This window comes from Thermococcus sp. (assembly GCF_027008145.1).
Classification (GTDB): domain Archaea; phylum Methanobacteriota_B; class Thermococci; order Thermococcales; family Thermococcaceae; genus Thermococcus.
Map to the genome: position 1 here is coordinate 1 of NZ_JALTCZ010000179.1, position 4,877 is coordinate 4,877.

At 54.0% G+C, this 4,877-nt stretch carries 8 protein-coding genes; 6 read left to right on the forward strand and 2 right to left on the reverse strand.

What is annotated here, in order from left to right:
- Positions 1–25: 25 nt before the first annotated feature.
- Positions 26–568 carry a GTP-binding protein EngB gene (gene engB / locus MVD07_RS08865; protein WP_297501023.1) on the reverse strand — a complete coding sequence of 181 codons (543 nt, stop codon included), beginning with the start codon at positions 566–568 and terminating at the stop codon, positions 26–28.
- A 90-nt stretch (positions 569–658) separates the two neighbouring features.
- Here engB and MVD07_RS08870 point away from each other — a divergent pair, with 90 nt between their 5' ends.
- Positions 659–1,312, forward strand: coding sequence for a hypothetical protein (locus tag MVD07_RS08870; protein WP_297501035.1), 654 nt, complete (start codon positions 659–661; stop codon positions 1,310–1,312).
- Here MVD07_RS08870 and MVD07_RS08875 read toward each other — a convergent pair.
- Positions 1,309–1,479 (reverse strand): preprotein translocase subunit Sec61beta, encoded by a 171-nt coding sequence (locus MVD07_RS08875; protein ID WP_297501038.1) that lies wholly within the window; start codon positions 1,477–1,479, stop codon positions 1,309–1,311. The genes MVD07_RS08870 and MVD07_RS08875 overlap by 4 nt on opposite strands.
- 132 nt (positions 1,480–1,611) lie before the next feature.
- Between MVD07_RS08875 and MVD07_RS08880 the strand changes: the two genes are divergently transcribed.
- From MVD07_RS08880 to MVD07_RS08900, 5 genes are all read left to right on the forward strand, one after another.
- Positions 1,612–1,992, forward strand: coding sequence for a 30S ribosomal protein S6e (locus tag MVD07_RS08880; protein WP_297501041.1), 381 nt, complete (start codon positions 1,612–1,614; stop codon positions 1,990–1,992).
- Between the two features lie 71 nt (positions 1,993–2,063).
- The gene (gene eif2g, locus MVD07_RS08885) at positions 2,064–3,296 is read left to right on the forward strand and encodes a translation initiation factor IF-2 subunit gamma (RefSeq protein WP_297501026.1); all 1,233 of its coding nucleotides are present in this window, start codon (positions 2,064–2,066) and stop codon (positions 3,294–3,296) included.
- A gap of 29 nt (positions 3,297–3,325) precedes the next feature.
- The gene (locus tag MVD07_RS08890; protein ID WP_297501029.1) at positions 3,326–3,739 is read left to right on the forward strand and encodes a PIN domain-containing protein; all 414 of its coding nucleotides are present in this window, start codon (positions 3,326–3,328) and stop codon (positions 3,737–3,739) included.
- A 45-nt stretch (positions 3,740–3,784) separates the two neighbouring features.
- Positions 3,785–4,561: a metal-dependent phosphohydrolase gene (locus tag MVD07_RS08895; RefSeq protein WP_297501044.1), complete on the forward strand. Its 777-nt coding sequence runs from the start codon at positions 3,785–3,787 to the stop codon at positions 4,559–4,561.
- Positions 4,562–4,581: 20 nt separating this feature from the next.
- Positions 4,582–4,877 (forward strand): DUF434 domain-containing protein (locus MVD07_RS08900; protein ID WP_297501032.1); only part of this gene is annotated, 296 nt, incomplete at its 3' end.

Sequence of the window (4,877 nt, forward strand, 5' to 3'; positions counted from 1 at the left end):
ACACTCACCTCGTCCTTGAGGTTCTCTAAAGCTCTTTTTCAATCCTTCTTTTTAGCTCTTCAACGTTCTGCCCAAACTTTGCTGAGACAGGAATGAATACGTTTTTGGCTTCAGCGTGCGAAACCCCAAACTTTTCAGCGAGGAAAGCAATCGTTCTCTCAAGGTTTTTGACCTTGTCAACCTTGTTCACAGCAACTATAGTCGGTATCCCGAGCTCCCTCAGGAAGAAGTAGAACTCGACGTCAATCGGTATCTCGCTCCTCTTCTCCCAGCGCTCTATTATCTCCGGTGCCGACTTTCCGTCCACGACGAGGACTGCCAGCTCTATTTCGTTGGCGTTCTCCTCTATAAAGGCCACTATCTCGTCTTTTATCCTCTCCTGCACTTCCTTGGGGAGTCCGCTCATGAAGCCGAAGCCGGGGAGGTCAACGATCTTCCTGTTCCTCCAGTTCACTTCAACGGGTCTTCTAGTAACCCCCGGGCGCTTTCCCCGCTTTACCTCCTTTCCCGTGAGCCTGAATATGAGAGTGCTCTTTCCGACGTTTGAGCGCCCTGCGAATATTATCATCCCCTCACCTAGTCCCTCTTTGATCGGTCGTTTATAAGGATTGGCGGAAAGGTTAAGTATGCTGGCGTTCAAAGTTGTGCGGTGGTGGTTATGCCAGAGGAGAGCAGTCGCGCGAATCAGCTCGTTAACAAGTTCGTTATCTCCCTGACCGAGGGGAAGATACTGGGCTACGTCACCGACATAAACGTTGAGGTCGAGGGGGACGAGTTCTACTTCATCCTGAGGATGAAGGAGGTGGAGAACCTCGGCAAGGGCCAGAGCATCTTCACAAGCGAGAAGAAGATGAAGATAAAGCCTGAGGACATTGTGAACGTTGGTCCTCACGTCATAATCCTCGGCGACGGAAAGGTTCCACCGCTGAGAGAGATAGAACACCTCCATCAGATAGCCGAGGAGTATAGCAACCTGATGCACGAGCTTGAAGCGAAGGACAAGCTGATAGAACAGCTCAAGGAGGAGAACTACCAGCTGACGAGGCAGATAGAGGAGCTCCAGAGGGAGCTGAGGAAGTACCAGGTGATGAGGGAGGACTTCGACCACCTGAAGGAACAGCTCGTCCGCCAGGAGGGACAGCTTGAGATGGCAAAGGAGTACATAAGGCTCCTTGAGGGGCTTAGGCACGACATAGACAAGATAAAGGGCGACGTTGAGTCCCTTATGGACAAGCAACTTGAAGAAGTCGTAAGGTCAATAATAAACGAGGAGCTGAACGCAAGGGGGTTGAAGAAGACGAGCTTCCTCTAACCGAAGATGCTCGGCCCGAAGGCGTAGAGGAGGAACTCTATCGCTATAAGGACGAGCGTGAGGCCTATCACTCCCTTCGGGCTTATTTTTATTGCCCTCGTGTCCTCGTCAAAGAACCTCATGAGCCCCGCTCCGGTTGGGGGGAGGGTGGTCTTTTCCTTCGCCATGACTCTCACCTGAGATCTCTTTCTCCATGGATTATTTAAGCTTCACGGTAAGGTTTTTAAATGCTCCGCTCAAGAGCGGTCGGGGAAGGGCAGTGCCCAATGAATCCCGCTGATGAGTGGAGGTGGGAGGAAATGGCAACTTTCAAGTTGGTTATATCAAATCCCAAGAGTGGTATAGCCAGGCAGGTTGAGCTAACCGGTGGCGAGGCAGAGAAGCTCATAGGAATGCGCATCGGTGAGGAGATCTCGGCCAAAGAGCTGGGCCTCAACATTAGGGAGATATTCGGCGACGAGGAAATCCCCGAGGATGCCAGGCTCAGGATAACCGGTGGGACCGATAAGGACGGCTTCCCCATGAGACCCGACGTCCACGGCCCGAGGAGGGTCAGGATACTCCTCTCAAGGGGGCCGGGCTTCAGGCCGAGCGAAAGGGGCGAGAGGAGGAAGAAGACCGTCCACGGCAACACGATAAGTCATAGCATAGTGCAGGTCAACATGAAGGTTGTCTTCTGACCTCTTTTCTTCTATCCCCCGGGTAAACCTTAATAAACGGCCCCGCTTTCTATGGTTAGGGGTGTGAGAAGATGGCAAAGAAGAAGGAGTTTAGGCAGGCTGAGGTTAACATAGGCATGGTAGGTCACGTTGATCATGGTAAAACCACACTGACCAGGGCTCTTACCGGAATCTGGACTGATACGCACAGCGAAGAGCTGAGAAGGGGCATCACGATAAAGATAGGCTTCGCAGATGCGGAGATAAGGAAGTGCCCCCACTGTGGCAGGTACTCCACCTCGCCAATCTGCCCCTACTGTGGTCATAAAACCGAGTTCGAGAGACGCGTTTCCTTCATCGATGCACCGGGTCACGAGGCGCTGATGACCACGATGCTCGCAGGGGCTTCCCTCATGGACGGGGCTGTTCTGGTCATAGCTGCCAACGAAGGGGTTATGCCTCAAACTAGGGAGCACCTCATGGCTTTGCAGATAGTTGGCAACAGGAACATCGTCATAGCCCTCAACAAGATCGAGCTCGTAGACAGTGAGACTGTGATGAGGAGGTACGGGGAGGTAAAGGAGTTCGTTAGGGGTACGGTAGCCGAGAACGCCCCTGTGATCCCAATTTCAGCGTTGCACGGTTCAAACGTTGACGTCCTGCTCGCTGCGATAGAGAAGTTCATCCCCACTCCAAAGCGCGACCCGAGCAGGCCACCAAAGATGCTTGTCCTGAGGAGCTTCGACGTCAACAAGCCTGGAACTCCCCCGGAGAAGCTCGTCGGCGGTGTCATAGGAGGCTCAATAGTCCAGGGCAAGCTGAAGGTTGGAGACGAGATCGAGATAAGGCCCGGAGTCCCATATGAGGAGCACGGGAGGATAAAGTACGAGCCCATAACGACCGAGATAGTCTCGCTCCAGGCGGGCGGAAAGTTCGTTGAGGAGGCCTATCCTGGTGGGCTGGTAGGCGTTGGAACGAAGCTCGATCCCTTCCTCACGAAGGGCGATCTGATGGCGGGGAACGTCGTTGGGAGACCCGGTCAGCTCCCGCCGGTGTGGGACGAGCTCATCCTTGAGGCTCACCTTCTTGAGAGGGTTGTTGGAACCGAGGAGGAACTGAGGGTCGAGCCGATAAAGAGGAAGGAAGTTCTCCTTCTCAACGTCGGGACCGCCAGGACGATGGGTTTCGTCACAGGCCTCGGTAAGGACACCGTCGAGCTGAAGCTCCAGATACCGGTCTGTGCCGAGGTCGGTGATAGGGTCGCGATAAGCAGGCAGGTCGGCTCAAGGTGGCGTCTTATAGGCTACGGCTTCATCAGGGAGTGATCCTTCCCCTATTTCTCCCGGTGGTCCCTATGGAGAAGAAGGAGTGGCTCGTCGTCCCGGACACGAATTTTCTCCTTGTCCCTGGGCAGTTCGGTGTTGACATAATCGGCGAGCTCGACAGGGTTCTCGATGTGAATTTCAAAATAGTCATTCCGGACGTTGTCCTCCAGGAACTGGAGATCATCGAAAGAAAATCAAGGGGGAGGGATCTACTCGCCGTCAGGATGGCCAAAAAGCTGGCGGAGCGCTTTGAGAAGGTCAAGGTCGGGGAGTTCGGAAGGAAGCCGGTAGATGACCAGATCCTTGAGTTTGCTGGCAGGAACGAGAGGGTAATAGTCTGCACAAACGACAGGGGGCTGAGGAGGAGGCTTCGCGAGAGGGGAATACCCGTTGTCTACCTTCGCTCGAAGAAGATCCTTGAGCTTGAGGGGATGCTGGGGTGAGATAACCCTTAAAACTGCCGTGCCCTATCCTCTTAGGTGGGAAAGGTGTATACCGAGGAAGGACTGCTTGAAGAGATACGCGGGCTTCTTCGCGATGAGAAGCTTTACCAGGCCTATGAGGAGGCCTTCTCCAGGTACCGCTACTACTTCGAGACCACCAACTACATAGTCCTCAACGTCTACCAGTTCAACGACCACGGGCCGGTTCACGTCCTTCTGACGACGAGGAGGGCCCTTGAGCTCCTAAGAATCATTAAGAAGTTCGGTATCCAGACGACTGCTGAAAAGCTTGGGAAGCCCTCCTGGTGGAGCGAGTTCATAGTGGCCTTTGGAGCGCTCTTCCACGACATAGGAAACATGATACACAGGGTGAACCACTACGAGTTCAGCGTCTTCCTAGCCGAGCCGATAGTTGAGAGGCTCGTTGGGGAGTTCGAGGAGCGCGACCCCCTCCTGCTAAAGGCCCTGACATTGAATACCATCTATACCCACGACGAGGCCGTTCCCTGCACGACAATCGAGGGCTCGCTTGTCACAATAGCAGACGGCTGCGACATGGAGGCGGGGAGGAGCAGGCTGGTCTACAAGAGGGACAAGGTGGACATTCACGCGGTTTCTGCCCTTGCTATAGAAAGGGTCGAGATAAAGGAGGGCGACTTTGAGCACCCCATACTCATTGAGATATGGATGAAGCATCCAGCCGGGATCTTCCAGGTGGACGAGATACTGACGAAGAAGGTGAAGAGCTCCCTTCTGAGGGACAAAGTTCGGCTAAGGATACACACTGGCAAGAACGGAGAGACCCTCGAAAAAGTTATCTGAAGTTTTTCCCTTTTTAATCCATGCTGACCGAGGCCTATCTCGACTTGAAGTACCTCCTCAACAGGGGCTACCGAAAGAAGAACGCCCTTTCTTTTGTGGCCAATCACTACAGGCTGACCGCCGAGGAAAGGCACCTACTAGCGAGGTGCGTCTTCCCAGACTCCTGGATGGAGGAAGTTAGGAGAAAACTCCTCAAGCCGGGGGAGCTCAAGGGCAAAACCCTAGCCATAGACGGCTTCAATGTCCTCATAACCCTGGAGTCTCTGCTGGGGGGGAGGGCCATCCTCTGTGAGGACGGCCTCGTGAGGGATCTAAA

Bases quoted from the DNA above. Each gene is read 5' to 3' on its own strand.
- MVD07_RS08880 (WP_297501041.1), top strand. From the start codon at position 1,612: ATGGCAACTTTCAAGTTGGTTATATCAAATCCCAAGAGTGGTATAGCC.
- engB (WP_297501023.1), bottom strand. From the start codon at position 568: ATGATAATATTCGCAGGGCGCTCAAACGTCGGAAAGAGCACTCTCATA.
- MVD07_RS08875 (WP_297501038.1), bottom strand. From the start codon at position 1,479: ATGGCGAAGGAAAAGACCACCCTCCCCCCAACCGGAGCGGGGCTCATG.
- eif2g (WP_297501026.1), top strand. From the start codon at position 2,064: ATGGCAAAGAAGAAGGAGTTTAGGCAGGCTGAGGTTAACATAGGCATG.
- MVD07_RS08890 (WP_297501029.1), top strand. From the start codon at position 3,326: ATGGAGAAGAAGGAGTGGCTCGTCGTCCCGGACACGAATTTTCTCCTT.
- MVD07_RS08870 (WP_297501035.1), top strand. From the start codon at position 659: ATGCCAGAGGAGAGCAGTCGCGCGAATCAGCTCGTTAACAAGTTCGTT.